This window comes from Actinomyces sp. oral taxon 448 str. F0400 (assembly GCF_000220835.1).
Classification (GTDB): Bacteria; Actinomycetota; Actinomycetes; order Actinomycetales; family Actinomycetaceae; genus Actinomyces.
In genome coordinates this window covers 2,036,747-2,062,983 of the sequence record NZ_GL985606.1, presented here as the reverse complement: position 1 = coordinate 2,062,983, position 26,237 = coordinate 2,036,747, and the positions used below count along the sequence as shown (strand labels likewise).

The 26,237-nt window shown below is 69.6% G+C and carries 22 protein-coding genes and 1 riboswitch; of the genes, 16 read left to right on the top strand and 6 right to left on the bottom strand.

Annotated elements, in window-relative coordinates; genetic code table 11:
• Positions 1-80: 80 nt before the first annotated feature.
• Complete coding sequence (locus tag HMPREF9062_RS08760; RefSeq protein ID WP_009749754.1) at positions 81-704, bottom strand: superoxide dismutase; 624 nt, start codon at positions 702-704, stop codon at positions 81-83.
• 181 nt (positions 705-885) lie between these two features.
• Between HMPREF9062_RS08760 and HMPREF9062_RS08755 the strand changes: the two genes are divergently transcribed.
• Positions 886-1,329, top strand: a complete 444-nt coding sequence (locus HMPREF9062_RS08755; protein WP_034254069.1) for a hypothetical protein — start codon at positions 886-888, stop codon at positions 1,327-1,329.
• Between the two features lie 164 nt (positions 1,330-1,493).
• On the opposite strand, the gene HMPREF9062_RS08750 is transcribed toward HMPREF9062_RS08755, so the two are convergent.
• On the bottom strand, positions 1,494-3,146 hold the full coding sequence (locus tag HMPREF9062_RS08750) for a DEDD exonuclease domain-containing protein (RefSeq protein ID WP_034254900.1): 1,653 nt from the start codon (positions 3,144-3,146) through the stop codon (positions 1,494-1,496).
• 229 nt (positions 3,147-3,375) lie between these two features.
• Between HMPREF9062_RS08750 and HMPREF9062_RS08745 the strand changes: the two genes are divergently transcribed.
• The 3 genes from HMPREF9062_RS08745 (at position 3,376) to HMPREF9062_RS08735 (ending at position 7,122) form a co-directional block, all read left to right on the top strand.
• Positions 3,376-4,254 carry a lysophospholipid acyltransferase family protein gene (locus HMPREF9062_RS08745; RefSeq protein WP_009749751.1) on the top strand — a complete coding sequence of 293 codons (879 nt, stop codon included), beginning with the start codon at positions 3,376-3,378 and terminating at the stop codon, positions 4,252-4,254.
• Between the two features lie 191 nt (positions 4,255-4,445).
• The gene (locus HMPREF9062_RS08740; protein ID WP_009749750.1) at positions 4,446-5,675 is read left to right on the top strand and encodes a pyrophosphate--fructose-6-phosphate 1-phosphotransferase; all 1,230 of its coding nucleotides are present in this window, start codon (positions 4,446-4,448) and stop codon (positions 5,673-5,675) included.
• Between the two features lie 106 nt (positions 5,676-5,781).
• Entirely contained in the window at positions 5,782-7,122 is a 1,341-nt protein-coding gene (locus HMPREF9062_RS08735) for a class II 3-deoxy-7-phosphoheptulonate synthase (protein ID WP_009749749.1), read from the top strand.
• Positions 7,123-7,235: 113 nt separating this feature from the next.
• Here the strand turns inward: HMPREF9062_RS08735 and pknB are convergent, their stop codons facing one another.
• Both pknB and HMPREF9062_RS08725 read right to left on the bottom strand, forming a co-directional pair.
• Positions 7,236-9,281 carry a Stk1 family PASTA domain-containing Ser/Thr kinase gene (gene pknB, locus HMPREF9062_RS08730; protein ID WP_009749748.1) on the bottom strand — a complete coding sequence of 682 codons (2,046 nt, stop codon included), beginning with the start codon at positions 9,279-9,281 and terminating at the stop codon, positions 7,236-7,238.
• 72 nt (positions 9,282-9,353) lie between these two features.
• Complete coding sequence (locus HMPREF9062_RS08725; protein WP_034254066.1) at positions 9,354-10,511, bottom strand: polyprenyl synthetase family protein; 1,158 nt, start codon at positions 10,509-10,511, stop codon at positions 9,354-9,356.
• 167 nt (positions 10,512-10,678) lie between these two features.
• Between HMPREF9062_RS08725 and HMPREF9062_RS08720 the strand changes: the two genes are divergently transcribed.
• From HMPREF9062_RS08720 to thiD, 4 genes are all read left to right on the top strand, one after another.
• Complete coding sequence (locus HMPREF9062_RS08720) at positions 10,679-12,274, top strand: RNA polymerase sigma factor (RefSeq protein ID WP_009749745.1); 1,596 nt, start codon at positions 10,679-10,681, stop codon at positions 12,272-12,274.
• A gap of 71 nt (positions 12,275-12,345) precedes the next feature.
• Positions 12,346-12,435, top strand: a riboswitch (TPP riboswitch).
• Positions 12,425-13,240: a hydroxyethylthiazole kinase gene (thiM, locus tag HMPREF9062_RS08715; protein ID WP_009749744.1), complete on the top strand. Its 816-nt coding sequence runs from the start codon at positions 12,425-12,427 to the stop codon at positions 13,238-13,240. (Overlaps the previous riboswitch by 11 nt.)
• Complete coding sequence (thiE, locus tag HMPREF9062_RS08710; protein ID WP_009749743.1) at positions 13,237-13,899, top strand: thiamine phosphate synthase; 663 nt, start codon at positions 13,237-13,239, stop codon at positions 13,897-13,899. Before thiM ends, thiE begins: the two co-directional genes overlap by 4 nt.
• A complete protein-coding gene (thiD, locus tag HMPREF9062_RS08705; RefSeq protein WP_009749742.1) occupies positions 13,896-14,705 on the top strand; it encodes a bifunctional hydroxymethylpyrimidine kinase/phosphomethylpyrimidine kinase in 810 nt (269 codons plus the stop codon). The genes thiE and thiD overlap by 4 nt, the downstream gene beginning before the upstream one ends.
• A 103-nt stretch (positions 14,706-14,808) precedes the next feature.
• Here thiD and HMPREF9062_RS08700 read toward each other — a convergent pair whose 3' ends face one another.
• Entirely contained in the window at positions 14,809-15,072 is a 264-nt protein-coding gene (locus tag HMPREF9062_RS08700; protein WP_009749741.1) for a DUF7455 domain-containing protein, read from the bottom strand.
• A gap of 207 nt (positions 15,073-15,279) precedes the next feature.
• On the opposite strand from HMPREF9062_RS08700, the gene HMPREF9062_RS08695 reads away from it, so the two are divergent.
• From HMPREF9062_RS08695 to HMPREF9062_RS08675, 6 genes are all read left to right on the top strand, one after another.
• Positions 15,280-16,059 (top strand): hypothetical protein, encoded by a 780-nt coding sequence (locus HMPREF9062_RS08695; protein ID WP_009749740.1) that lies wholly within the window; start codon positions 15,280-15,282, stop codon positions 16,057-16,059.
• A gap of 447 nt (positions 16,060-16,506) precedes the next feature.
• Positions 16,507-18,768: a DNA gyrase/topoisomerase IV subunit B gene (locus HMPREF9062_RS08690; protein WP_009749739.1), complete on the top strand. Its 2,262-nt coding sequence runs from the start codon at positions 16,507-16,509 to the stop codon at positions 18,766-18,768.
• A gap of 129 nt (positions 18,769-18,897) precedes the next feature.
• Entirely contained in the window at positions 18,898-19,956 is a 1,059-nt protein-coding gene (locus tag HMPREF9062_RS08685) for a GNAT family N-acetyltransferase (protein ID WP_034254058.1), read from the top strand.
• Between the two features lie 79 nt (positions 19,957-20,035).
• Positions 20,036-20,158, top strand: coding sequence for a hypothetical protein (locus HMPREF9062_RS13780; protein WP_009749737.1), 123 nt, complete (start codon positions 20,036-20,038; stop codon positions 20,156-20,158).
• Between the two features lie 188 nt (positions 20,159-20,346).
• Positions 20,347-20,559 carry an NAD(P)-binding domain-containing protein gene (locus tag HMPREF9062_RS13895; protein ID WP_009749736.1) on the top strand — a complete coding sequence of 71 codons (213 nt, stop codon included), beginning with the start codon at positions 20,347-20,349 and terminating at the stop codon, positions 20,557-20,559.
• Positions 20,556-21,704: a glycerate kinase gene (locus HMPREF9062_RS08675; RefSeq protein ID WP_009749735.1), complete on the top strand. Its 1,149-nt coding sequence runs from the start codon at positions 20,556-20,558 to the stop codon at positions 21,702-21,704. The genes HMPREF9062_RS13895 and HMPREF9062_RS08675 overlap by 4 nt, the downstream gene beginning before the upstream one ends.
• A 48-nt stretch (positions 21,705-21,752) precedes the next feature.
• Here HMPREF9062_RS08675 and HMPREF9062_RS08670 read toward each other — a convergent pair whose 3' ends face one another.
• Positions 21,753-24,236, bottom strand: coding sequence for a DNA gyrase/topoisomerase IV subunit A (locus HMPREF9062_RS08670; RefSeq protein WP_009749734.1), 2,484 nt, complete (start codon positions 24,234-24,236; stop codon positions 21,753-21,755).
• 135 nt (positions 24,237-24,371) lie between these two features.
• Between HMPREF9062_RS08670 and HMPREF9062_RS08665 the strand changes: the two genes are divergently transcribed.
• Both HMPREF9062_RS08665 and HMPREF9062_RS08660 read left to right on the top strand, forming a co-directional pair.
• Positions 24,372-24,968: a DUF5998 family protein gene (locus HMPREF9062_RS08665; protein WP_009749733.1), complete on the top strand. Its 597-nt coding sequence runs from the start codon at positions 24,372-24,374 to the stop codon at positions 24,966-24,968.
• Positions 24,965-26,215, top strand: coding sequence for an alkaline phosphatase family protein (locus HMPREF9062_RS08660; protein WP_009749732.1), 1,251 nt, complete (start codon positions 24,965-24,967; stop codon positions 26,213-26,215). Before HMPREF9062_RS08665 ends, HMPREF9062_RS08660 begins: the two co-directional genes overlap by 4 nt.
• Positions 26,216-26,237 lie beyond the last annotated feature (22 nt).

Below are 26,237 nucleotides of genomic sequence, written 5' to 3'. Positions count from 1 at the left end.
GACCCGTTAAGGGTCCTCACGCCGGCCGGAGCCCAGGAGTCGTTGACCTGGGTCCGGCCGGCCCTCTGCGTGTCCGACCCTCAGCGCACGATGAGTGACTCGGTACGAGCGACCGCTGCGGCCAGACGCTCGGACACGTCCTGCCAATTGACGATGTTCCAGATGGCCTTGACGTAGTCGGCCTTGACATTGAGGTAGTCGAGGTAGAAGGCGTGCTCCCACATGTCGACCTGGAAGAGCGGGATAGTGCCGACCGGAACGTTGCCCTGCTGGTCGAAGAGCTGGAAGATGACGAGCCCGCCGGCCACGGAGTCGTAGGCGAGCACCGCCCAGCCCGAGCCCTGGATGCCCAGCGCTGTGGCGGTGAAATGCTTCTTGAACGCCTCGAAGGAGCCGAAGGAGTCCCTGATCGCCTCCGCCAGCTCGCCCTCGGGTTCGCCGCCGCCGTTCGGGGAGAGGTTCTTCCAGAAGATCGAGTGGTTGATGTGACCGCCGAGGTTGAAGGCGAGGTTCTTCTCCCACAGGTTCACCGCGGCGAAGTCATCGGCGGCGCGGGCGGCCCGGAGCTTGTCCAGGGCGGTGTTGGCGCCGGCGACGTAGGCGGCGTGGTGCTTGTCGTGGTGGAGCTCCATGATCCGCCCGGAGATGTGGGGCTCGAGGGCTGCGTAGTCGTAGGGAAGCTCGGGAAGTGTGTACAGGGCCATGGTGCGTGCCTTTCATCGGTGGGTTCGCGGGTCGGATGCGATCGGTTCCATAAGCGGTTCCATAGTTAGGACCCGCCGTATCGGACAGCATTCATGGTATACGCTGATTGGTGAGTCGGACGGGACCGCGTGGGCGATTACACTGACTGCGGAAGAGCCCCGCCCCGTCTTGGAGGACAGCATGACCGACCAGGCCGCGACCGACCGTCTCGAGCTCCTCGTCTTCTCCGACGACGCCTCGGTGCGTCAGGAGGTGATCGAGGGCGTCGGCCGGCGCCCCGCCAGGGGACTGCCGCTGGTGTCCTGGACCAGAGCCGCCACGGCCGAAGGCGTGAGGCTGGCCATCAGGGATCGGGCCAAAGAGGGGAAGGCGCCTTTTGACGTCCTTGTGCTGGACGCCGAGACCAAGAAGTTCGGCGGCATGGGTCTGGCCCACGAGCTGTTCACCGAGCTCGACAGTCGTCCCCCGGTGGTGCTGCTCACTGCCCGTCCGCAGGACGACTGGCTCGCCGCCTGGTCCAAGGCCGAGGCCGTTGTGCCCCGTCCTCTCGACCCGATGGCTCTCCAGGAAGGCGTGACCAAGGCCTTTCGGGCTCGGCGCGGCGCGGTCGTCCCGGCCGGCTGACCGATTCGTTTTCGTCCGGGGCGAGGCCCGGCGCCCCCTCTGGATCGGGGTCGGTTCCGGCCGATCCGGGTGAAGGCGGGGTTCTCGGCGGAATTCCCGCATCCCCGGCGTTTCGTCCCCGCCCGCGCAATTCGACTTTCGTGGGGGACTCGGATTCCGACCGGCTAGGGTCCCGAGTCGAGGACCCGGCGATGGCGCGCAGCGGCTCCGATCGGCCAGCTCAGGACGGCGCAGCCGCTCCCGTCCTCATTCCCGCAGTCCGCGACCTCCACCAGGCGCGCTCCGGCGTCGAGCACCCAGTCCGCCAGCAGCAGGGTCTCGTCAACACCGGCGCCCATTCCCACGCGCTGCGGGCGCTCGACCACCTGCGCCGTCGCCCGCAGGGCATCGACGGCGGGCCGCGGGTCCGCCCCCGCTGGTGTGGTCATGCTTCCTGCCAGCCGCCCCCAGCGTACAGCGACCAGCTCCCAGCCGCCGCCATCGCGTCGCCGCGCCGCGATCAGATGCGGGCACGTCAGGAGCGGCCTGACCCGCTCCGCCCGACTCGCCCCCAGCAGCAGGGAGCGCAGGCGGGCGGTCCACGCTCCGGCCTCCTCGTAACGCTCCCGAGCGGCCAGCTCCTCCACGCGTCTTAGGACGGGGACGGCCACCAGATCCACCTCGCCCGACAGTGCGCGCATCGCGGTGCCGGTATCCGCCGAGGTGCCGCCGGCGATCGGCGACTTCAGCGCCCGCCCGTCCCAGGCTCGCAGCCGCAGCACCGACTCGGCCGCGCGGATCGCCTCCCGGGCCGCCGAACGCGAGGGGAAGGGACCGACGGCGCTGAGCACGTCGTCGCTCGCCAGCGCCGTCGTCGTCACCAGGTGCGGCTCGGGGGCGTCCGCCAGGCGGACCCAGGGCCGGTGCTGCGGTGTCCGGGAGCGTCGGTTCGCCGGAGGGTTGAGCTCGGCGATGAGCCGCAGCTCGCGCACTCGCGCCTCGATCTCGGTGGCCGTCTCGATAACCCGCACCCCGACGGCCGTCTCCAGCATCCGGGCGATCGTCGGCCGCTTCTCCGCAGCGGTGAAGTACGAGCGCACTCGTCGGCGCAGGTTGACCGCCGAGCCGACGTACAGGACCTGCTCGGTTCGGGAGAGGAAACGGTAGACGCCCGGCCCGGTGGGCAGTCCGTCGGCCATGCGGCTCTTGATCCGGCGCCGCGCGGGTACCGGATCGGTAGCCGTGGCAAGATCCTCCAGATGGGTGACGCCCTGCGGAGCCAGGACCTGAAGGGCGGCGTGGAGGACGTCGACGGTGGCCCGCGCGTCGTCCAGGGCACGGTGAGTCGGCCTGGTAGGGGAGCCGACGAAGGAGGCCAGAGTTCCCAGACGGTGGTTGGGCACATCCGAGCGCCCCCAGGTCCGGCGGGCCAGGGCGAGGGTGTCCAGCACTGTCGGCTCCCGCCAGGGCAATGCCAGTTCTCGGGACGCCCGGCGCAGATGACCGACATCGAAGCGCGCGTTGTGCGCCACCAGAACCGTGTCCGCCTCGGACCAGCGAGCCCATTCCAGGAAGGAGACCAGCGCCTCGCCTACCGACGGGGCCCCGGCCACCATCGCATTGGTGATGCCGGTCAGCACCGTGATCTGCGCCGGGATGGCCCTGCCCGGGTCGACCAGTGTGGAGAACTCTTCCTCGACGGTGCCGCCGCGCACCCGCACCGCCCCGATCTCGGTGATGGCGTGGGCGCCCGCCGCTCCGCCCGTGGTCTCCAGGTCGACCACGACGAAGGCCACCTCTCGCAGAGGCGTGCCCATATCCTCGAAAGAGGCCTGCAGGCCGGCGGTGCGGCTGCTGCTCGGGCAGCGGTCCGGGAACTGCGCCCGAGCGTCGACAGGGGCATCGGGTCCCGCGAGTCCTCCGATCGAGGGTCCGACAGGCGCATGATCGACCACAGTGCGAGGCTAGACTTCACCAAGGCGCCGATCCAACCGCGCCCGCGCCCGTCCGTGCGGGCCCACGGACCCGGTGAAGAGCGCCAGTCAGCCGCCGAGCACAGGAGGTCCCGTGGGGTACCGAGGCATCAAGACCGCTGTCGGTCCCGCCCTGGAGATGCTCTATCAACCGTGGATCCGAGGGGAGGAGAGCATCCCGATCGAGGGGGCCGCGATCCTGGCCTCCAACCACCTGGCCGTCATCGACTCCTTCTTCCTGCCGCTGCTGGTGGACCGCGAGGTCGCCTTCATCGGCAAGTCCGACTACTTCACCGGCAGAGGGCTCAAAGGATGGGCCGTCAAGAACTTCATGACAGCCGTCGGCACCATTCCCGTGGACCGTTCGGGCGGCCGGGCCTCGCAGGCGGCCCTGCAGGCTGGCATCGACCGTGTGAGATCCGGTGAGCTCTTCGGCATCTACCCCGAGGGCACACGCAGTCCCGACGGCCGTCTCTACCGGGGGAAGACGGGGGTGGCGCGCATCGCCCTGGCCACGGGGGCCCCTGTGATCCCGGTGGCCATGATCGGCTCGGATCTTGCTCAGCCGATCGGCCAGGCGATCCCCTCGACCCGGCATCGGGTGGGGATCGTCGTCGGTGAGCCGTTGGATTTCTCCCGGTACAAGGGGCTGGAGAACGATCGTTTCGTGCTGCGCTCGATCACTGACGAGATCATGTACTCACTCATGGCGCTGTCCGGTCAGGAATACGTCGACCTGTACGCCGCCGATGTCAAGAAGGCGATGGACGCCGAGAAGATGTCCGCTGACGAGGTCGTCTCCGAGATGCTTCGGGCTCAAGCGCTCAAGCGGCCGGCCGCCGCGCCGGTGTCCGCGCCCGGCGGTCGTCCCGCCCCCGACGTCGAAGTGCCCGAGCCGCCCGATGAGACGGAGGGCGGGGCGTCGCATGCCTCTGACGACGAGCCCCGGGATCCGACCGAGGGCAGACAGTAGCCCGGGGACGGACAGTCGGCGCCTCAGCGACCCCGCGGCGGTTGGCGGCATCGCCGTCGGTCATGGGCGGGCGTGTATCGGGAGCGGGAGTCCCGTCGCTCAATCGCGCTGCTGCAGGATCTTCTTGTCCCTCGGCGCGTCCGCCCCGCTAGGATGGGCCCGTCAAAACCGGTCCCAACGAAAGGCCATCGATGTCGATCCGTCGCGTCGCTCTGCTCACCGCGGGCGGCTTCGCCCCCTGTCTGTCCGCCGCCGTCGGCGACCTCATCGAGCGCTACACCGAGGTTGCCCCCGGCGTCGAGATCATCGCCTACCAGTACGGTTACCACGGCCTGCTCACCGGCAACTACATCGTCGTCGACGCGCAGGGACGCAAGGACGCCGGCGTTCTGCGCGAGTACGGCGGTTCTCCGATCGGCAACTCCCGCGTCAAGCTCACCAACGCCAAGAACCTCGTCGAGCGCGGCCTGGTGGCCGAGGGCATCGACCCGCTGGAGTTCGCCGCGGAGCAGCTGCGCAAGGACGGCGTTGACGTCCTGCACACCATCGGCGGGGACGATACCAACACCACCGCTGCAGATCTGGCCGCCTACCTTCACGAGCACGACTACGAGCTCACTGTCGTCGGCCTGCCCAAGACCATTGATAACGACATCGTTCCGATCCGCCAGTCGCTGGGCGCCTGGTCGGCCGCCGAGGAGGGCGCCGGCTTCGCCTTCAACGTCATCGGGGAGCACCGCTCCAACCCGCGCATGCTCATCATTCACGAGTGCATGGGCCGCAACTGCGGCTACCTGACCGCCGAGACCGCCCGTCGCTACCATGAGCTGCTCAAATCCAGGAAGTGGGCGCCCTCGCTGGGGCTCACCCGCGAGCGCTGGGACGTTCACGCCGTCTTCCTGCCCGAGATGAAGCTCGACCTGGCAGCCGAGGCCAAGCGTCTCAAGGCCCTCATGGATGAGCAGGGCAACGTCAACATCTTCCTGTCCGAGGGCGCCGGCGTCCCTGAGATCATTGCGGAGAAGGAGGCTCGCGGCGAGGAGGTCGAGCGCGATCCCTTCGGCCACGTCAAGCTCGACACCATCAATCCGGGCCAGTGGTTCGCGGGGCAGTTCGCGGGCCTCATCGGTGCCGAGAAGGTCATGGTTCAGAAGTCCGGCTACTATTCGCGCGCCACCAACGCCAAGGCTGAGGATCTCAACCTCATCAAGTCCATGTGCGACGTGGCCGTCGATTGCGCCCAGCGCGGCGAGTCGGGTGTCATCGGCCAGGATGAGGAGAATGACGACGTCCTCGGCGCCATCGCTTTCCCACGCATCGCCGGGGGCAAGCCCTTCGATATCTCCCGGCCCTGGTTCACTTCCCTCATGGGGGATCTCGGCCAGATCGTCGAGCCCGCCGAAGCCGCTTCGGGGCACTGAGCGTTGACGGTGCGCCGTCGGCGGTGCGCCGGTCACCATCGGGCCCGGCATTCTGCTTCATGGAGGGCGCCGGGGCGCACGCAGACGGCCATATGATGCCCGTGTGATGAACGAGCTCAACGCCCCACGCACCGCGGCCGGCTGGCGCGATTGCCCCGCCTCCCAGCAGCCGGCCTACCCTGACGCGGATGCCCTGAAAGCGGTGAGCGACGACCTGCGAAGCCGCCCTCCACTCGTCTTCGCCGGCGAGGTCGACGCCCTGAGCACCCAGATGGCCGCTGCCGGCCGGGGGCGCGCCTTCGTGCTCATGGGGGGCGACTGCGCGGAATCCTTCGCCGACAACACGGCCGATAACATCCGTCTCAAGCTTCAGACCATCCTGCAAATGGCTGCGGTCCTCACCTATGGGGCTTCCACACCGGTGGTCAAGATAGGGCGGATAGCCGGGCAGTACGCCAAGCCCCGCAGTGCCGACACCGAGACGCGCGATGGCGTCACCCTGCCCTCCTACCGGGGCGACTCCGTCAACGATCACGCCTTCACGCTCGCCGCTCGCGTCCCTGATCCGGCTCGCATGCTCAACGCCTACCTGCGTGCCGGCACCACCCTCAACCTCATCCGCTCCTTCACCATGGGAGGGTACGCGGATCTGCGTGAAGTCCATTCCTGGAACCGTGGCTTCACGGCCAACCCCGCTTACGCGCGCTTCGAGTCCTTCGCCGAGGAGATCGACCGCGCCATGCGCTTCATGGAGGCCGCCGGGGTCGACTTCGACGCCCTGAGGCAGGTTGATTTCTACGCCGCTCACGAGGCCCTGCTTCTGGAGTACGAGGACGCCATGATCCGTGAGGACTCCCGATCGGGACGCCTCTACGACACCTCGGCTCATTTCCTGTGGGTCGGTGAGCGCACTCGCGGGGCCGAGCACGCCCACGTCGCCCTTCTGAGAGGAGTCCGCAATCCGGTGGGCGTCAAGGTCGGCCCGACGACCGCGCCCGCCGAGCTCGTCGCCCTCATCGATCGCCTCAACCCTCACGGCGACGCCGGCCGTCTCACGCTCATCACCCGTATGGGCGCCGACCGCATCCGCGAGGCCCTGCCCGCACTCATCGAGGCCGTGCGTGCCGACGGCCGCCCCGTCACCTGGGTCACCGACCCCATGCATGGCAACACCATCACCTCGGACAACGGCTACAAGACCCGTCGCTTCGACACGGTCATGGACGAGGTCCGCGGCTTCTTCGAGGTCCACCGGGCGTTGGGCACCGTGCCCGGCGGCATCCACGTCGAGCTGACCGGAGACGACGTCACCGAGGTCCTCGGCGGGGGCGAGCACATCGAGGAGGCCACCCTCGGCGAGCGCTATGAAACGCTCGTGGACCCGCGTCTGAACCACCAGCAGTCCCTGGAGATGGCTTTCGAGGTCGCCGAGATGCTGCGCGGCTGAGCGTTGGCCGGTCGGGTTCGTCAGTCCGCATCGCGCGCGAGGTGGATGACTCGGCGAGACGAGGACGTGAGACGGCTGGTTCGGGGGTCCCCGGTCTGAGCATTCGGACAGCGTCAGATGATGTGGAGGGTGACCGTCGAGCCCTTCGCGACGTTTGTCCCGGCGACGGGGTCGGTGGATCGGACCTTGCCCAGAAGCCCGCCCCACGACGTGGAAACCGTCGCCTCCAGCCCGACGTCCTTGAGCGCCCTGGTGGCTTCGTCCTCCTTCATGCCCTTGACGTCGGGGACCGTGACCGTCTCCGGCCCCTTCGAGACCTCCACGCCGATCGCGTCCCCGTGGTGGACGCTGGTATCGCCCGCCGCCGGGTCGGTGGAGACCACCAGGTCCGCAGTCACGGAGTCGGAGAAGACCCGGGTTTGCGCGCCCAGCCTGAGACCGGCCGCCTCCAGAGTCGTTGTGGCCTGCTCGATGTTCATTCCGGCCACGTCGGGCACGGTGGCGGGCTGGCGTCCCTTGGAGACGACGATCGCCACCGCCGAGGAATGGTTGACGCTCTGCCCCGCCGCCGGGTCGGTGGAGACCACCAGGCCGGAGGCCACGGAGGTGGAGTAGTCCTGGGTGATCGCGCCCGGGCTCAACCCGGCGTCCGTAATGGCCTTGACGGCCTCGTCCTGGGCCTCGCCCACGACATCGGGAACCTTCTTCTGCTCCACGCCGCGGGAGACGACGGCGGTGACCGCCTGGCCCGGGCGCGCGCCGTCGCCCGGTCCCGGCTCGCAGGAGACCACTGATCCGGCCGGGATCGTATCTGAGTACTCCCGGTTGGGAGCGGCCCAGGTCAGGCCCGCGGTCTCGACCGACTTCTGGGCGTCCTCGGCCGTCTGACCGACGATCTCGGGAACGGGGACGGAGCGTCCCGGACCTTTAAAGGCGTACCAGGCTCCGATGCCGGTGCCTGTTACTGTCAGGAGGGCGGTCGCCGCCGCTCCCAGGACGGCGCGGCGCCGGAGCGTCCGGCGCTGGTCGTTGTGCGGCACCGCGGCCGTATCCTGATCGTCGGCGCGCATAAACTCCTCACGCGCCAGCTGCCGCGTGCGCCCGTCGCCGCCGCCCTGTGCCTGCGGGCCTATCGAGCCGATCGGCAGCGAGACTGTGCGCAGGCCCGCCCCCGGTGTCGTTTGCGAATCCTCCTCATCGACGGTCTCGTCCGGCGACTGCGCGCCCATGGCCGTGCGGGCGATCTCGGCATTGGCTGCGAGGACCTCCTGCGTGCGCACCGAGCCGGGCCCGCCACCGCGCTTGACCGCAAGTTCCGACTCGCTCAGATCGGCGACTGCCTCGCGCAGTCGGGTCAGTGTCTCATCGGCGTCCTGCGGGCGCTGCTCGGGGTCGCGGCGCGTCATGGCGGACACGAGCCCGTCGACTCCGCCGGGTAGGTCCGGGACCGTGGTCGAGGGCAGGGGGATGTCCTCGTGGACGTTGCGGAAGGCGATCTGGATGGGGGAGTCGGCGGTGAAGGGCTGCTCACCGGTGAGCAGCTCGTAGGTGATGACTCCCACGGAGAATACGTCCGCACGGGGGCTGGAACTGCCCGAGGTGATGAGTTCGGGAGCTAAGTAGGCCACGGTGCCCAGCACATTACCGGTGGTTGTCTGCGTCACTTCGGTAACCGCTCGGGCCAGCCCGAAGTCGGCGACTTTGGCGACAGAGCCGTCCGCGGGCAGCAGGACGTTCTCAGGCTTGATGTCGCGGTGGACCAGGCCCGCACGGTGGGCGGCTCCCAGCGGGCGCAGGATCTGGGCCGTCAGGCCCAGGGCCTCTCGTATCGACAGGGGGCCGGCGGCGATGAGGTCGCGCAGGTTCGGGCCCTCGACGTACTCCATGACCAGGTAGGCGACGCCGTCGAGGCTGCCCTGGTCGTAGACCGCCACCACGCCCGGGTTCGACAGGCGCGCCGCAGCGCGCGCCTCCCTGCGGAAACGGGCTACGAAGTCGGGGGAGTCGGCTAAATGGGCGTGCATGAGTTTGAGGCCGACGACGCGGTCGAGCCTGCGGTCGTGCGCCCGGTAGACGGTCGCCATCCCGCCACGCGCCACACGGTCGACGATCTCGTAGCGAGAGTCGACCAGTCGACCGATGAGCGGATCCTTGACCACGGGCAGATTCTAAGGCGCTGACGGGGCCGGATTCGCCTGCGCCGCGCTGACCGGTCCGAGCGCAGGTCCAGGTCAGGAGCTGCGCGAGGTCAGCGCCCGGGCCAGGGACGACAGGTCGGCGCGACCGGCGTCGTCGAGCGCTCCCGAGGGGACATCATCCAGGGCGCGGACACCCGCCCGGGCATGGGCGGCGATCGTCTTCTCGTGCGCCTCCAGGGCGCCGCAGTCGCGAATGAGGTCGGCCGCGGCGGCGATCAGTTCGGAGGAGGCGTCGCGGTCGGTCAGGACTCGGGACAGCAGGAGGCGGCCGGGCCGGTCGGCGCGCTGCCACGCCATGGCCATCAGAGCGGTCCGTTTGCCCTCGCGCAGGTCGTCGCCTGCCGGCTTACCGGTCAGGTCGGGATCCCCGTAGACGCCCAGGACGTCATCGCGCAGCTGGAAAGCGATGCCGATCTCCTCTCCGAAGATCTCCAGCGCCTTGTGCAGAGGGTCGGCCGACGTCACCCCGCCCAGGAGGGCGCCGATGACCAGGGGATGCATGACCGAGTAGCGGGCGGACTTGCGCCTGACCACGGTCAGGGCCGAGGTGAGCATGACCCGCCCCGAGGCGATCGGGTCGTCGTCGGGGGAGGGCGGAAGGACCATTTCACCGCGCACGTCGAGGAACTGACCGACGGCGACCTCGGCTGTCATGACGTCGAAGGCGTCCCGGACCGCCCCGGCCCGCGCTCCGTCGGCGAGCGGTCGGACGGCCCGCCCGATCTCGATTCCGGCGAGCGACAGCAGCAGGTCGCCCAGCAGGATCGCGGCGCCTTCGCCGTAGGCGGCGGCATCCCCGCGCCAGCCCGACGAGACGTGCTGGGCGGCCCATCGGCGGTGGGCCGTGGGGCGGCCACGGCGAGTGGCGGACGCGTCGATGACATCGTCGTGGACCAGGGCACTGGCCTGGTACAGCTCGAGGGCCGACCCGAGACTCGCGGAGGCGGCACCCGTCATGAGACGGGATCGCTGCTCCGGTGCGGCCCCCGGCTCACCCAGGGCGAGGCCGACGGCGCCGAGCAGCGCGCGCATCCGCTTGCCCGAGGACATCAGGTCCGCGGCCGCGTCGAACAGCTCATCGGCGGCGGGCGCCTCGCCGGTGCATCGGGCACGATGAGCGTCCAGGGCCCGGGCGAGTCGGGCCTCGACGGCGGTGCGCACCGCCTGGAGCGTGGGGGAGAGGGCACTCATGCGCATCAGCGTAACGGGCGGCCCGATCGGGCGGTGGACCGGGGCCGCGATCGGAGGTGGTGGGAATAAACGCTGCATCCGGGCGGTTATCCGCTTCGTTGGTCGTGAACGTGTTCGTCCGCGGCGCCCCTCCCACCCCGATCACTCGCTCACGTGAAAGGAACTCCGTGGCTTCTTCCACAGCTACGCGGAAACGCACTCAGCGCGCTGATGACGTCGACAAGGCTCTCGAGGACGAGGTCGTCCTCGACGAATCCGGTGACTCCGGTGACTCCGCCCCCGCCGATCCGGACGGTGAGAACGCCGAAGCCGCCCAGAGCGAGCAGGAGGAGAGCGAGGAGCCCGTTCCCGAGCTACGGGACTACTACCTGGACGTGAGCCTGGAGGCCAACGGCGACGGCTCCAAGCGCAAGCCCTTCAACACGCCGGCCGCTCTCAAAGGGGTCAGGCTCGCCCCCGGGGCGACCCTGTACGTGCGCAGCCGCACCACCGTCGAAGGGCTCGAGCTCACGGGCGACGGCACGCTCGAAGAACCCATTACGCTGGCCCCCTACGGCCATGGACCAGTGCCCCGCTTCGTGATCCCCGAGGAGGAGGACCCCGTCGTCGCCCGCGAGTTCCTGACGAGCAATGGCTTCATCTTCCGCGGTTGGGTCATCAAGGGCATCAAGATGAGCCCGTCGATCGCCGCCCTGACCGGGGAGCTCGACCGCATCCGCCGCGAGCAGGCGGAGAAGGCCGCGGCCAAGAGATCGGGGCGCAAGTCGCGGGAGAGGAACAAGGACGGCTCTTTCACCGTTTCGGATTCCGATGAGGCCGATGAGCCGGCGCAGAAGGTCGTCACCGCCGGCGCCACCGCCGACCCCGTCAAGGACTATCTCAAGCAGATCGGGAAAGTCGCCCTCCTCAACGCCGCTCAGGAGGTCGAGCTCGCCAAACGCATCGAGGCGGGCCTGTACGCCGAGCACCTGCTCGCCACCGAGGGAAATAACCTGGAGGCGAAGTACCGTCGTGAGCTGCACTGGGTTGCTCAGGACGGCCAGCGCGCCAAGAACCACCTCCTGGAGGCGAATCTGCGTCTGGTGGTCTCCCTGGCCAAGCGCTACACCGGCCGCGGCATGCTCTTCCTGGATCTCATCCAGGAGGGCAACCTCGGGCTGATCCGCGCGGTCGAGAAGTTCGACTACACCAAGGGCTACAAGTTCTCCACCTACGCCACCTGGTGGATCCGCCAGGCCATCACCCGTGCCATGGCGGATCAGGCTCGCACCATCCGCATCCCCGTCCACATGGTCGAAGTCATCAACAAGCTGGCCCGCGTCCAGCGTCAGATGCTTCAGGATCTGGGCCGCGAGCCCACCCCCGAGGAACTGGCCGTCGAGTTGGACATGACCCCGGAGAAGGTTGTGGAGGTCCAGAAGTACGGCCGCGAGCCGATCTCCCTGCACACCCCGCTCGGCGAGGACGGTGACAGCGAGTTCGGCGACCTCATCGAGGACTCCGAGGCAGTGGTCCCTGCCGATGCCGTGAGCTTCACCCTTCTGCAGGAGCAGCTCCACGCCGTCCTGGACACCCTCTCGGAGCGCGAGGCCGGCGTGGTCTCCATGCGCTTCGGCCTGACCGACGGACAGCCCAAAACGCTGGACGAGATCGGTAAAGTCTACGGCGTCACGCGCGAGCGCATTCGCCAGATCGAGTCCAAGACCATGTCTAAGTTGCGTCATCCCTCGCGCAGCCAGGTGCTGCGCGATTACCTGGACTGATCGCTGCGCACCCGCTCATCGGCGGCCCGTAGGGCGATGCTCTGCGGGCCGCTGCCGTGCTACCGTCTGGTTCTACCGACACGGGGTGCCGCAAGGCTGAGAACACACCCGTCGAACCTGTTCGGACAATGCTGACGAAGGGATTGTCGCATGCGCAGATGCGCTCGCGCCCATTCCGTCCTTCTGGCCGTCCGCGAGACGACGCCGCTGATATCGTGCATCACCAACTCGGTGGCGGCGGGCTTCACCGCCGACGTGCTGCTCGCCAGCGGGGCCGCGCCCGCCATGGTCGACATCACCGGTGAGGCCGGGACCTTCGCCGCTGCGGCCTCCGGTCTGCTGATCAATCTCGGCACGCCCCAGCCCGAGCAGCGCGCGGCCGCCCGGGAGGCGGCCGCGGCGGCCGGGGAGGCGGGCACGCCCTGGGTCCTGGATCCTGTTGCCGTCGGATCGCTCGTCCACCGCACGGCCCTGGCCCGAGATCTGCTCTCCATGGAACCGGTGGTCGTACGCGGCAACGCTTCGGAGATCATGGCGCTGGCCGGTACGGGCGGTGGGGGCCGCGGCCCGGAGACCGCCGACGACGTCGACTCCGCCCTGGGAGCCGCCCGAGCGATGTCCGAGCGCCACGGCTTCGTGGCGGCGGTCTCGGGGCCCGTCGATGCGATCGTGGACGGGCAGCGGATGACCCGCATCACCGGAGGCTCGCCGATGCTCACCCGCGTCACCGGCGGAGGCTGTGCTCTGGGGGCGCTCATCGCCGCCTTCATCGCCGCCGGACGCGAGCAGGACGTCGATGCCCGTGCGGCGACGGTCGCCTGCCACGAGGTTTACAGTGCTGCGGCGCAGCGTGCTGCCGCTCGCTCGACCGGTCCCGGTTCCTTCCGGCCCGCGTTCCTCGACGCCCTGTACGACCTGGGCGCCGAAGACCTGGAGGCCGTCGCCGTCAGTGAGGAGCAGGCATGAGACCCGCACCGGACCTGTCGGTCTATCTCGTCACCGACGCGGATCAGTGCCGTTCCCGGGGACGCAGCGTTCTGCGGACCGCGGAGGAGGCCGTGGCCGGCGGTGTCACCTGCGTTCAGTTGCGCGCCAAGCGGGCCGACGGCGGCGCCTTCCTGGATGAGGTCCTCGCGGTCGCCGGGGCGATTGGCGGGCGCGTGCCGGTCATCGTCAATGACCGCATCGACGTCTTCCTGGCCGCCCGCCGTTTGTCGGCCGCGGTGGCGGGGGTTCATGTGGGCCAGGCCGACCTGCCGGCCGTCCTCGTGCGCCGGCTCATCGGGGATGACGCCTTCTTGGGCCTGTCAGCCGCGACTCCCGATGAGCTGCGCCTCGCCGACGAGCAGGGCGCCTGCGATCACGTCGGCATCGGCACCATCCGCGACACCCCCACCAAGCCCGACGCTCCGGCGGGCCTGGGTCTCGACGGCGCAGCCCGTCTGGCCGCTCTGACCGACCTCCCTGCCGTGGCCATCGGCGGGGTCACTGTCGCCGACGCCCCGGCGCTTCGCGCGGGCGGGCTGAACGGCATTGCCGTCGTCTCGGCCATCTGCGCGGCCGAGGACCCCCGCGCGGCCGCGGCCGCCCTACACTCGGCCTGGAACGAGGGGGAATCACGATGACCGTCACCGCTTTGACCGTTGCCGGTTCCGATCCCAGCGGCGGCGCCGGCATCCAGGCCGACTTGAAGACCATGAGCGCGCTCGGCGCTTACGGCATGAGTGCGGTCACAGCACTGACGGCGCAGTCGACCCGCGGCGTGACGGGCGTGCACACCGTCCCGGTCGACTTCGTACGTCTTCAGTTGGACACGCTCCTGGAGGACATCGTCCCTGATGCCACCAAGGTCGGCATGCTGGCGACCGCCGGGCTGGCCGAGGCCGTGAGCGGCTACCTGCCGCGGTTGACGTGCACAGTGCTCGATCCGGTCATGGTGGCTACCTCCGGCGACAGGCTCCTGGACGAGGACGCGATCAGTGCCGTGCGCCGCCTGTGCACTCTGGTCGACCTCATCACCCCCAACCTCCACGAGGCGGCCGTCCTGCTGGACGAGGAGCCTGCGAAGGACGTGCGGGCCCTGCACGCTCAAGCGCAGCGCCTTCTGGACGCCGGGGCGCGACGGGTGCTGGTCAAGGGCGGCCACCTCGACGCCGAGGCTACGGACGTCTACGCCGACTCTGACGGCGTCACGCTCCTGCGCGGCCGTCGGGTGAGAACGAGGAACACCCATGGAACGGGCTGCACGCTGTCATCGGCGATCGCCTCCCTGCGACCGCGCCGGGCCGCCTGGCTGCAGACCGTACGCGATGCGAAGGCATACCTCACCGACGCCCTGGAGCACGCCGACTCCCTGGGCGTGGGGCACGGGCACGGTCCCGTTCATCACTTCCACGCTCTTTGGCGAGAGGTGGACGGGGCGCATGAGTGAACGCCGCTCGCCTCGCGCGCGGTGGCGGAACGGGCGGGGCGCCCCCTCGTTTCGTTCGCGCTGGGACGCGAGACGATGCCGTCTCGGGCTCTCTCGTCTCCCCTCAGCCGTCTGCGGTCAGGCGGGAGGTCTCGTCCTGGATGAACAGGGCCTGCTTCTCCAGGGAGGTCATGTTGCGACGGCCGTGGTGGCCGCAGAAGAGCAGTTCGCCGGAGGCCAGGACGACCCGGATGAATGCCTGGGCGCCGCAGGCGTCGCAGCGGTCGGCGGTGGTCAGTTCGCGCGCATCGGGGGGACTCGCCGCGGGGGTGGGTGTGGGAATCGGCGCAGTCACCGGAGCGGTGACGGGGGTGCCTGTCGTGTTCATGGCTCTATGAGATCACGCTCCGGGACTCGCGCCCCTCTCCGGGCTCCGGTTTCCGCCCCGGGCGCACGCGCTTTCGCCCACGGCGCACCAGTGTCATGGCGCACCTCACCGGTGGAGCGACCGATCGGGCGGGTACTGGAGGCGGCGAGATGGTGAGCCGGCGAACAGCGATGTCGACGGACAAGATCGAGGACAGGGAGGAACACGATGTCGGTGCAGGAGTTCCGCGATCACGAGATCGCGCGTCTGGAACGCTCGGGCTGGGCCGCCAATGCGCCGCTTCGTGAGGCGCTGGACGTCGCGGGCCTCAGGCCGCCCGCTCAGGTGGTGGCCGAGTGCCTCGACGAGACCGCGGACAGCGGTGCCGCCGGGGCCGGTGGGGGCGGCGGGAGCACCGGCGGCCGCTGGGAGCGGGCCGAGTGCGCAGTCACCCGCCTGCGCGAGCACTTCGCCTCCTTCCGCTTCGCCGGCGACGTCGACTACGGGCTGCTCGCGGTCCCGGACGCCGCCCGGTTCGACACCCGTGGCGCCGTTGATCCTCGTATCCGTTGCGGCCAGCGTCCCGACCTGGTCGAGGACCTCGTCGACCCCGCTCTAGGAAAGGGCGCCGACCTCAGCGGACTCACGCTGGGACGGGACGGTTGGATGGTGGTGGCTGGTGTCGTCGGACAGTACGGGGTCTCGGCGGGGAGCTATGAGGACATCATCAAAGCCCCCGTCGAGCGCTTCGAGGTCGACGGCGTCGACGCCCGTGCTTTCATGACCCGCCAGGTCTGGGGCGCCCGCCTGCTGCAGTGCCCGCCCGGCGTCGTTCCCGACTCCGACGATGCCGAGCGGTGGACCTTCACCATTTTCCCAGCCGAGGGCCTGGTGGATGGCCGGGCCGTCTCCGGTACGGTGCTCAAGAAACGGGTGCGTTTCCGGCTGGGCAAGGCGAACCGCGGGATCGGCAGTGCCCGCGTGAGCCCGGCACTGCCTCTCATGTGATTTTGAAACGGTCGAGATTTGCGATGCGGAACGACATGTATTGACCATAATTCTTACTATAGAAGTACAGAGGCGAATTTAGTTCTCATATATTTTGACAGGGGCAGCGATAACGCGGTACGAGCGAGAGTCGGGTCGGCGCCATGACCGAGCGTTGACAGCCGCGCCGTCCCAAGCGCGGACCTTGCAACGTTCGGCACAGCGAGGTCGGGTCCCGCCGGCTGGGCCGCTGCCGCCGCCTTGTGCGCGAACCGATCTGGTGCGGCTACCGCCTGCGGAGTCACTGCGAAAATTCGGCGGTGGCATGCGTTCGAGGCGACGAGCAGCGGAACTCGGGCGGCTGCGAGGGGCTGGTCTCGGAGCGGCGGCCCGGGCGCTCGGGCGGGTGATGGTCACACCGTGGCGCGGGAGAACACACGTTCGAGATCCGTCCGCTAGATTGCCTCCGTGCCCCGAGAAGAAGCGACGACCTCCCCCCGCGACTACTCAGCCCGTCACCTCTCCGTCCTGGAGGGGCTCGAGGCGGTGCGCAAGCGTCCCGGCATGTACATCGGCTCCACCGATCAGCGGGGCCTCATGCACTGCGTGTGGGAGATCGTCGACAACGGCGTCGACGAAGCGCTGGAGGGCTACGGGGATCGTATCGACGTCACCGTTCACGACGACGGCTCCGTCGAGGTGCGCGACACCGGCCGCGGGGTGCCCGTGGATGTCGAACCCTCCTCGGGTCTGACCGGAGTCGAGCTCGTCTACACCAAGCTCCATGCCGGCGGGAAGTTCGGCGGCGGCTCCTACGGCGCCGCCGGTGGTCTGCACGGCGTGGGCGCCAGCGTCGTCAACGCTCTGAGCGCCCGCATGGATGTCGAGGTCGACCGGGGCGGGAAGACCTACGCCATGAGCTTCCGCCGCGGCGTGCCTGGCGTCTTCACCGACCCGTCCACCGGTCCGGACCTCGCCTCTCCATTCACCGAGTACACGCATCAAACCCCCGAACTGCGCGTGATCGGCAAGGTCTGCCGGGGCGTGACGGGCACGCGCGTGCGCTACTGGGCCGACCCTCAGATCTTCCCCTCCCCGACCGAGTACGACGCCGCCGCGCTGCGCGCCCGCTTGCGCCAGACCAGTTTCCTGATCCCCGGCCTGACCCTGACCCTGACCGATGAGCGCAGCGCCGAGGAGACCGCCAGGGCCGAGCGCATGCCGTCGTCGGGCTCGAAGGCCACCGACGACCTGGCGCTGCGAGCTGCGGCGAAGAACGCCACTCGGACTGCGGAGGGGCTGCTCGATGCATCCCCGGCGACCGAGATCGGGGAGGCGGACACCGCGGTGTTCCGCGCCGAGGGCGGAACCGCGGATTTCGTCGATTTCCTGGCCACCGACGGCTCGGTGACCGACACCTTCCGTCTGACCGGCCAGGGCGTGTACACCGAGACGGTCCAGCAACTCGATCGGCGCAGCGGACACCTGCGCCCCGTCGAGGTCGAGCGTACCTGCGACGTCGACATCGCCCTGCGCTGGGGTATCGGCTACGACACGATCGAGCGCTCCTTCGTCAACATCATCGCCACTCCCATGGGGGGCACGCACCTGACAGGCTTCGAGCAGGCCGTCGTCAAGGTTCTGCGCAAGCAGATCGGGACGAACGCACGCGCTCTGAAGGTCACCAGCCGTGACGGGCGCATTGAGAAGGACGACATCCTGGCCGGCCTGACCGCGGTCGTCACCGTGCGCGTGCCCGAGCCCCAGTTCGAAGGCCAGACCAAGGAGGTCCTCGGCACCGCCCCCGTACGGCAGATCGTCGCCAAAGTCGTCACCGAGGAGCTCACCGCCCTGCTGACCTCCTCCAAGCGGGACCTCAAGGCCCAGTCCCGCGCTCTGCAGGAGAAGATCGTCGGTGAGATGCGCGCGCGCGTGTCCGCCCGCATGCACAAGGAGATCACCCGTCGCAAGACGGCCCTGGAGACCTCGACCCTGCCGGCCAAGCTGGCCGATTGCCGGTCCGACGACGTGACCGCCTCCGAACTGTTCATCGTCGAGGGCGACTCGGCCCTGGGAACCGCCAAGAACGCCCGCAACTCCGAGTTCCAGGCGCTGCTGCCCATCCGCGGCAAGATTCTCAACGTTCAGAAGGCCTCGCAGGCGGACATGCTGCACAATGCCGAGTGCTCGGCCATCATCCAGGTCGTGGGGGCCGGGTCCGGGCGCACCTTCGATCTGAAAACCGCCCGCTACGGCAAAGTCATCCTCATGACCGACGCCGACGTCGACGGCGCCCACATCCGTACTCTCCTGCTCACCCTCTTCTTCCGTTACATGCGCCCCATGATCGAGGCGGGCCGCGTCTACGCCGCGGTCCCGCCGCTGCATCGCACCGAGGTGCCCGCCCGGGGGCGGCGCAAGAAGGAGATCATCTACACCTATTCCGACGACGAACTGGTGCGCACCCTGCGCAGGCTGGAGAAGCAGGGACGCGCCTTCAAAGAGCCCCAGCGGTACAAGGGCCTGGGGGAGATGGACGCGCATCAGCTCGCCGAGACCACCATGGAGCCCGAGCATCGCACCCTGCGACGCATCACCCTGGGGGACGAGGCCGAGCTGGTGGAGGCGGAGAGCGTCTTCGAGCTCCTCATGGGCTCGAGTGTCGAGCCCCGTCGGGGCTTCATCATCGCCGGCGCCCGCGATGTCGATCGTGAACGCATCGACGCCTGAGAGAAGGCGTATCGGAGTAGGTGAATCCTCTCGTGAGTTCTCTATGAGTCATCTCGGTGTCCGGTAAAGTGCCGGCAGATCCACCGCTGTTCTACTGGGCCCTTCACGGGTCCCTGCAAGGAGGTGCTCATGGCCCCCGTCTACGGCTCCTCGCGTCGAGCCGGTTCCACCGGCCCCTGGTCGATGCTGCGCCCCGGGCCACGCTCGGCTCTGCCGCACGGCCTGTCCTGGACGCCCCTGAGCCCCCTGGACAACCAGGCGCTGGCCGAGCTCATCGCCCGCGCCGAATCAGCCGACGACCCGCCCTACCGGACCACCGCGGAGGAGACGGCCGAATACTTCGTCGACCCGACCTACTCCGGGGTGGCCGGACGCGACGACACGGGCGTCATGCGCGCCTTCGCCCTGGTGCGGTTGCGGCCCGCCGGAGAGATCTACACCTCGATGATCGGGGTAGTCGACCCCGATTTCCGCAGGCGGGGCATCGGCAGGGCGCTCCTGCACTGGCAGACCGAGCGCGCCCGCCACCTCATCGGCTCCGAGCGCGCGGGTGCGGCGCCCGGATCGGCCGCCGCCACCGCCCCCGCCCACGTGGTCACCACTGTCCTGGAGGACGACGAGCGCATGAAGGCGCACCTCGGCGAGCTCGGCTTCGAGCCCCGTCGGTGGTACCGGGAGGTCCGCCGCCCTCTGGTCGAGGAGATACCGGAGGTGGACATCGATGGGTTCCTCACCATCGAGCCGTGGAGCGAGGAGCTGGATGAGGTCGTCCGCATTGCGCACAACCAGATCTTCGACGGCGAGTACGGGGCCAGCCAGATGACGCGCGAGGACTGGAAGGCGGGCAGGACCTACTTCGCCCCGTCATGGAGCTTCGTGGCCGTGGATCACTCGGGGGACCGGGCTCGTGTGGCGGGATATCTGCGTTCGGGCCGCTATGAGCAGGACTGGGCTGCTCTGGGGTGGCGCGAGGGATACACGGACATGCTGGGGGTTCTCGCCGAATACCGGTCCCGGGACGTGGCTCCGGCGCTGCTGACGGCTGCTATGCGCGCCTATCGCCGGGACGGCATGGACTACGCGGCTGCGGGTGTCGACTCGGACAACCCCGCCGGCGCTGTCGACCTGTACCGGGAGCTGGGCTACACGCCCACTCAGGGCACGGTTCTCTACGCTTTGGATGTATGAGGCGCCCTAGCCCGGAGGCCCGTACGCAGCGCCACTACCGGGGCCGGCCCGTTGACGACCGTCTGCAGGTCGAGCCCCTGTGGGCCCGGCCTTGGTCGGCCGCTCCGGCGTCGCCGACCTGTACGGCGCCTCGATCGGCCACACCCTGGCCATCAGCCTGATCATCGCAGTCCCCGCTGGCATTCTTGTCGCGATGATCTGACCCCGCCTGGGCTTCGTGGACTGCAACCCCCGAGATCCCCGCGGGTCTGGTCTCCGAATGCGAGTTCAGCGAGGACGAGCTTCCCGGCATGGGCATCTCACTGGCCGTCGCTCCTCCCCGCCGTCTTCCCACCACCCGCGCCATTCATATCGTATTCGGCACCCCGCGCACCGAACAGAAGGAATATCATGAAGATCGGATTCATCGGCCTCGGAGTCATGGGAAAGCCCATGGCCATCAACCTGCTCGAGGCGGCCCATGAGCTTTACCTGGACGAGGTCCGGAGCGTCGGGGCCCGCGACGATTCGATCGGCATGCGGTTCCTCATCCCCGGCTGGACCTTCGATTCCAAAAGGCTTGCGCTCGTGCGCGGGAGTTCAGGCCGGGGTGCGACCTCATGAAAGTCGTCGTCGCGCCCGACTCCTTCAAGGAATCCATGGCGGCCGCCGAGGCGGCGGCCGCCATGGCCCGGGGCGTGCGTCGCGTCGTCCCGGACGCCGAAGTCGTCGAAGTGCCCATGTCCGACGGGGGTGAGGGCTTCACCGAGGCGGTGGCCGCCTCGCTCGGCGCACGGATCCGTCATGTCGAGACCATCGATGCGCTGGGACGTCCGGTCACGGGGCGCTTGGCCCTGGGCGGGGACTCGGGCGGTACGGCGGTGCTCGAGATGGCTTCGGCCGCGGGGCTCGAGTTGATCGGGCGGGAGATGCGCGACGTGCGCGCCTCGGACACTCGGGGCGTCGGTCGGATGATCCGCGCGGTGCTGGATGCCCGCGCCGATCGCCTGCTTCTGGGCATCGGCGGTTCGGCCACCAACGACGGTGGAGCCGGCATGCTCGCCGAGCTCGGTGTGCGCTTCCTCGATCGCGCGGGCCGGGCCATCGGGACGAGTCCGCGGGAGTTGGAGGCCCTCGCGCGGGTCGACGCCTCCGGCCTCGACCCGCGCCTGAAAGGGCTGAGGATCGATGTCGCCTGCGATGTTGACAACCCGCTGCTGGGCGAACGCGGGGCCAGCGCCGTTTTCGGTCCGCAGAAGGGAGCGAGCGAACAGGACGTCGGCTATCTCGACGCGGTGCTGGCGAGGTGGGCGCGATTGAGCGGCCGCGGGGACCTCGTCGAGCGTGCGGGCGCGGGCGCTGCGGGCGGTCTGGGCTTCGCGCTCATGGCATTCCTCGACGCCCGCCTGGAGCCGGGGATCGAGCTGGTGGTCCGTACGGTCGGCCTGATGCGGGCCGTCACCGGGGCCGATCTGGTGCTCACGGGCGAAGGATCGGTCGACGCTCAGACACTGGCGGGCAAGACTCCCGCAGGGGTGGCCGGCGCGGCCGCCCGTCAGGGCGTTCCTACGGTGGTCGTGGCCGGACGAGTCCGCCCTGATGCGGACGTGCTGCTGGCGGCCGGCTGCGTGGCCGTCATTTCCACCTCCCAGGGCGAAACCGCGAATCTGGCCGAGGTGCTCCGCACAGCTCCGGAGAACGCCGAGCGGGCCGCGGCCACCGTCATGCGTCTGTGGACGCACCGGCCGGGCCCTGCCCGCGACCGCTAGAGCGTCTACCGCCCGCTTTCCGCGAGCGGCGCGACAGCCAGGACGGGCTCAGCCGATCCCGACCACCGGTGCTGGCAGCGGCGAACCGCTCGCGTCACGGCGCTCGTTCACCGCCGGCAGGTCGACGGGTCGCCCGTCGCCGTCGACGGCCCTGGCCGGCCCGACGCCGACCCAGGCGAGGACGAGCTCGTCCTCGCCGCGCAGGAAGCGCTGAGCCCGCACCCCGTTGGTGGCCCGGCCCTTAGCGGGATAGCGGTCCAACGGAGTCACCTTGACCGAGCCCGTTCCAGCGCTCGGCAGTGCCCCCTCGGCGTCGGCGATCGTGACGACGACGGCCTCGGCCAGAAGATCGGCCGGAACGGCGGCGCCCGCGATGACGCACGCCCCTTCATGCAGGCAGATGCCTGCCACACCGCCGGCACCGCGCCCCTGGGGACGCACTCTGGACGCCTCGAAGCGCAGCAGCCGGGCGTCGGAGCTCACCAGCGCGAGGACGTCGGAGTCCGCAGCGGTAGAGGCGAAGACGACACGGTCGCCGTCGGCCAGTGAGATCACCCCCCAGGCCTCTCCGCGGCCCGGCTCGTCGCCCGGCCTGACGCGCTTGACGACGCCCGTGGCGGTGGCCAGCACGATCGGCGGGTTGCTCGCCGAGCCGATCGGCACCAGGCCGACGACCTTTTCGTCGGATCCCAGGTCTACCAGCAGGTGTGCCGGCTGACCGCCGGCGAGCGAGAGCGCGCCGTCCGAACGCGGGACCTCCGGGGTCGCCACGACATCGAGACGCACCAGTCGGCCCGCATCGGTGACCACTCCGATGCGGCCGCGCGCCGTCGCGGCGACCTGGCCGGTGATCGCGTCGTGGTGCCGGCGTGCCCCTGAGCGGGGGACGGGTTCCGATCCGGCTGTGCGCGCCACCAGGCCGGTCGCCGACAGGAGCACCCGGCACGGGTCGTCGGGGATGGTCAACGGAACGTCGGAGGTGCTGGAGACGAGTCCCGCCCCCGCGGTCGCCCTCGTGGCGCCCCGCGCGTCGGCCCCGGTTCCCTCGAGGAGCACGGTGCGCCTGGGCGTCCCGAACTCCTCGACCACCGCCGCCAGCTCGCGGGAGACCACGCCCCGCAGCACCGCCTCGTCAGCCAGGATCGTCTCGAGGTCGGAGATCTCGCGGGCGAGCTCGTCGCGCTCCTTCTCCAGCTCGATGACGGAGAACTTCGTCAGGCGCCGCAGCTGCAGCTCCAGGATGTAGCTCGCCTGCGGCTCGGTGAGATCGAAGACCTGCATGAGACGGGTGCGGGCCGTGGCCGCGTCCTCCGAGGAGCGGACGACCTGGATGACCTCGTCGATGTCGAGGATCGCGATGAGCAGGCCCTCGACCAGGTGCTGGCGCTCCTTGCGCTTGTCCAGACGGAAGCGGGTGCGGCGCTCCACCACCGTCAGACGGTGATGCACGAAGACTTCCAGCAGCTCGCGCAGACCCAGTGTGCGAGGACGACCGTCGACCAGGCACACGTTGTTGATGCCGAAGGAGTCCTCCAACGGCGTGTGCCTGTACAGCTGGGTGAGCACCGCCTCGGGGTTATAGCCGTTCTTGACTCCGATGACCAGACGCGTGCCGTTCTTGCGGTCCGTGAGGTCGGCGACGTCAGTGATGCCCTGGAGTTTCTTGGAGGCGACCGCCTCCTTGATTCGGGTGATGATCTTCTCGGGGCCGACCAGGTAGGGTAGTTCGGTGACGACGATTCCCTTTTTACGGGGCGTCAGGTTCTCGATACGGGCGGTGGCCCGCGTGAGGAACTTGCCGCGACCGGTGCGATAGGCCTCCCGGATCCCGTCCAGTCCCACGATCATGCCGCCGGCGGGTAGATCCGGGCCCGGGACGAAGGCCATGAGATCCTCCAGGTCCGCCTCAGGATGATCGATGAGATGGCGTGCGGCGCCGATGACCTCGACGAGGTTGTGCGGCGGCATATTGGTGGCCATGCCCACCGCGATTCCGGACGCCCCATTGACCAGGAGGTTGGGCAAGGAGGCGGGCAGGACGCCCGGCTCGGTGAGGGTGTAGTCGTAGTTGGCAGAGAAGTCGACGGTGTCCTCGTCGATGTCCGCCGTCAGCGCCAGGGCGCTGGCCGCCAGCCTCGCCTCGGTGTAGCGGGCGGCGGCCGGGCCATCGTCGAGCGACCCGAAGTTCCCGTGACCGTCGACCAGGGGCAGACGCATGGTGAAGGGCTGGGCGAGGCGCACGAGGGCCTCGTAGATGGCGACGTCGCCGTGCGGGTGGAGGCGTCCCATGACGTCGCCGACCACGCGCGAGCACTTCACGTGCGGCCGGTCGGGACGCAGCCCCATGCGATCCATCTGGAACAGGATGCGGCGCTGGACGGGCTTGAGGCCGTCGCGGGCGTCCGGCAGGGCGCGGGCGTAGATGACCGAGTAGGCGTACTCCAGGAAGGAGGTGCGCATTTCCGTGGGAAGGTCCTGATCGACGATGAGACCGTTGACGGGTGGGGGCGTCTGCGTGGCGGACGTGGGCATGTCTCGCATGATGCGCGATGAGGATCCGTAACGGAATAGCGACACCCGAAGGTGACGGGATCGACGGCCCCCGGCCGGGGCGGAGCGTGTCGGGGGCCACCGGTCCGCGTCCCCGGTCGATGGCATGATCGTCCTATGAAGTGGACTGCCCAGGCCCGACCCGCCGACGCCGCCTCAACGCTCCTGGCGCAGGAGGTGCGTCGCGCCGGCTACTACCCCGAGCTCGTGCTGGGCACGCTCGATGTCGCCGTGGCGGGGGAGGAGGTCGTCGTCGATCTCGTCCAGGCCGAGACCACTTTCGACGACGCCGTCCACCGCCATCTGACCGTGCTTGCCCTGACCCCCAGTCGTCTGATCATCGTCCATGCAGATGATTCTCCGCGCGAGGACGGGCGTCCGGGCGCGGTGGCCACGAGCGAAGCGGTGCCCATCTCCCGTATCTCCTCGGTATCGCTGACCCGGGGTGTGTGCGAGCCCGCCGCCGGCGGCGGGCAGCTGACCGAAGTGACGATCGCGATCTGCTGGGGTGCCGTGCGCCGACTGGACCTTGAGCCCGCGACCTGCGACGACCCCACGTGCCAGGCCGATCACGGACTGACCGGAATGACCATGCCGGACGACATCGTGATCCGGGTCGCCGCCGGCGTCGAAGGGGATGCCGCACTGGCTCGCGCGGACCGTTTCGCCCAGATGCTGTCCGAGGCGACTGCCCGGGCCGCGGCGCGCGCATGAGTGAGCCGCACCTACGCCAGGTCCTGGGCGCCGCCGCCATCGGCGCGGGGCTGGTCCTGCGCGATGTCGACCTGCCCGCAGTGCCGTCCGACGTGCAGGCGCGTGCCGACGCGGCTTCCTGGGGGCTGGCGGGCGACATCGCCCCGACCATCGTCGTGCTCGTCGACGGCCTCGGTCTGAAGATGCTGCACGAGCGCCTGGGACACGCGCCCGTTCTGCGCTCCTGGCTGTCGGCGACCCGGACTGGGCCGGGACCCGGACCCGCCGCGGTGACCTGTGTGCCTTCGACGACTGCTGCCGCGCTGACGACTCTCGGCACCGGCGCTCTGCCGGGTGCCACCGGCATGGTGGGGTACTGCGTGCTCAACCCGCTTCTGGGCCGGAACCTGCCCGCGGGCGCAGTCCCCGAACCCGGGCAGAACCTGAGCCTCATCTCCTGGGAGGGACCCGCTCCCGATCCGCGGCGCTGGCAGGATGTGCCCACCATCTTCGAGCGTCTCGAGCCCGGACCTGCTCACGACGCCCGCGAACAGGGCGCGCCTCTGGCGGTGACCGTCGGCCCCGCCCGCTTCGCCGGCTCGGGGCTGACCTGCGCGGGGCTGCGCGGAGCCCCGCACCTGGGCGCCGACCGCCTCGAGGACCGCCCCGCCCTGGCCGTCGGCGCGCTGCGACGCGGTACGCCCTTGGCCTACCTCTACGTCGGCGAACTCGACCATATCGGGCACTCCCACGGCTGGCGCTCAGAGCAGTGGCTCGAACAGCTCGAACGCCTTGACGCCGCGATGGCCGAGCTCGAGCGCCGCGCCCCCGCCGATACGCGCATCATCCTGACTGCCGACCACGGCATGGTCGATACCGCCCCCGACTGCCGCATCGATATCTCGGCCGACCCGGTCCTGGCCCGTGACATCGTCGCCGTGGCCGGGGAGCCCCGCTTCATCCAGCTTCACGTCCCCGGGTCGGATCCCGTTCTCGCCTCCGAGGTCGCCGAGCGGTGGCGCAGCCGCCTGGGTGAACGGGCCCTGTGGATCGGCACCCGGGGCGAGGCGGCGCAGCTCCTGGGGCCGGTCGGTCGACGGGCCGCCGGCGTTCTGGGCGATGTCTTGGTGGCGATGAGCGGGGCGTGGGTGGCGGTCGATCCGCGCATCCACAGCGCGTCCGCCATTGCCATGGTCGGCGTGCACGGTTCCCTCACGCGGGATGAAACGGCGATTCCGCTGCTTCTGGTTCGGGCCGGTTCACGCTGAGGGAACGGTGGCCGGCCCAGTG

Excerpts from the sequence above, each read along its gene's own strand:
- HMPREF9062_RS13895 (WP_009749736.1), top strand. The coding sequence starts at position 20,347 with ATGAAGATCGGATTCATCGGCCTCGGAGTCATGGGAAAGCCCATGGCC.
- HMPREF9062_RS08740 (WP_009749750.1), top strand. The coding sequence starts at position 4,446 with ATGTCGATCCGTCGCGTCGCTCTGCTCACCGCGGGCGGCTTCGCCCCC.
- HMPREF9062_RS08755 (WP_034254069.1), top strand. The coding sequence starts at position 886 with ATGACCGACCAGGCCGCGACCGACCGTCTCGAGCTCCTCGTCTTCTCC.
- HMPREF9062_RS08760 (WP_009749754.1), bottom strand. The coding sequence starts at position 704 with ATGGCCCTGTACACACTTCCCGAGCTTCCCTACGACTACGCAGCCCTC.
- HMPREF9062_RS08695 (WP_009749740.1), top strand. The coding sequence starts at position 15,280 with ATGTCGGTGCAGGAGTTCCGCGATCACGAGATCGCGCGTCTGGAACGC.
- HMPREF9062_RS08670 (WP_009749734.1), bottom strand. The coding sequence starts at position 24,236 with ATGCCCACGTCCGCCACGCAGACGCCCCCACCCGTCAACGGTCTCATC.
- HMPREF9062_RS08735 (WP_009749749.1), top strand. The coding sequence starts at position 5,782 with ATGAACGAGCTCAACGCCCCACGCACCGCGGCCGGCTGGCGCGATTGC.
- HMPREF9062_RS08665 (WP_009749733.1), top strand. The coding sequence starts at position 24,372 with ATGAAGTGGACTGCCCAGGCCCGACCCGCCGACGCCGCCTCAACGCTC.
- HMPREF9062_RS08675 (WP_009749735.1), top strand. The coding sequence starts at position 20,556 with ATGAAAGTCGTCGTCGCGCCCGACTCCTTCAAGGAATCCATGGCGGCC.
- HMPREF9062_RS08685 (WP_034254058.1), top strand. The coding sequence starts at position 18,898 with ATGGCCCCCGTCTACGGCTCCTCGCGTCGAGCCGGTTCCACCGGCCCC.
- thiM (WP_009749744.1), top strand. The coding sequence starts at position 12,425 with ATGCGCAGATGCGCTCGCGCCCATTCCGTCCTTCTGGCCGTCCGCGAG.
- HMPREF9062_RS08660 (WP_009749732.1), top strand. The coding sequence starts at position 24,965 with ATGAGTGAGCCGCACCTACGCCAGGTCCTGGGCGCCGCCGCCATCGGC.
- HMPREF9062_RS08700 (WP_009749741.1), bottom strand. The coding sequence starts at position 15,072 with ATGAACACGACAGGCACCCCCGTCACCGCTCCGGTGACTGCGCCGATT.
- thiE (WP_009749743.1), top strand. The coding sequence starts at position 13,237 with ATGAGACCCGCACCGGACCTGTCGGTCTATCTCGTCACCGACGCGGAT.
- HMPREF9062_RS08725 (WP_034254066.1), bottom strand. The coding sequence starts at position 10,511 with ATGAGTGCCCTCTCCCCCACGCTCCAGGCGGTGCGCACCGCCGTCGAG.
- thiD (WP_009749742.1), top strand. The coding sequence starts at position 13,896 with ATGACCGTCACCGCTTTGACCGTTGCCGGTTCCGATCCCAGCGGCGGC.